Consider the following 720-nt stretch of genomic DNA (forward strand, 5'->3'; position numbering starts at 1 on the left):
CAGAAGGGGACCCCCAACGAAGCGGAAGGTGTTCGCGGCTATGGGATTAGCGGAACGCCTCGGCGACTTCACCCGCAGCCGCATCGGCTGCGGGGTGTGCGCCTGGTACGACCAGCTCAACGACGACGACCGCGCCACGTTCGACGCGTGGATCGAATCCGGCGGCAACCTGTCCCAACTGTGGCGGGAATGCTGCAACGACCCGGACAACCCGTTGCGGGTGAAGTCGCCGAGGCGTTCCGCTAATCCCATAGCCGCGAACACCTTCCGCTTCGTTGGGGGTCCCCTTCTGGCGGCGGCATTCCACGCATGGTCGGCGAGGGTTGACGGGAGCCGCTCACCGGCGGGCGATCAACGCCACCAGAAGGGGAGAATGTGGGAGCGCTGTCGCCGGTGTTAGTCGGCAACCTTGCGGCCTTCAAGGAATTTGCGCAGCCACGATGCGCAGTCGACGCACAGCCAATCCGGTTTGATTGTCCGGCCGAGTTCCGCAGTTTTGTTGGCTGCGCACGAGATAACGAGAGGCACATCCGGCCCATACAGCAATTGCATCCAGCCGGCAGGGACGGGTTCGGTTCCCTCGGCTTGGCGGCATTCCCCGCAGCGGTCACATAAGTAGACGCGGATTCTCCGCTCCATGTAGCCCATGTCAGCCAGCCACCGGGGGCTGCGCCGGCATCAGCAGATACCGGAAGTCGCTCTGCAACGCCGGGAACGGGC

1 protein-coding gene is annotated in these 720 nt (G+C 64.6%); it reads right to left on the reverse strand.

The window, feature by feature from the left end; all coding sequences use genetic code 11:
• Window positions 1-252 (reverse strand): hypothetical protein (locus A5622_RS30315; RefSeq protein ID WP_232003023.1); only part of this gene is annotated, 252 nt, incomplete at its 3' end.
• Window positions 253-720 lie beyond the last annotated feature (468 nt).

The organism is Mycobacterium sp. 1245801.1, assembly GCF_001673055.1.
Classification (GTDB): domain Bacteria; phylum Actinomycetota; class Actinomycetes; order Mycobacteriales; family Mycobacteriaceae; genus Mycobacterium; species Mycobacterium europaeum_A.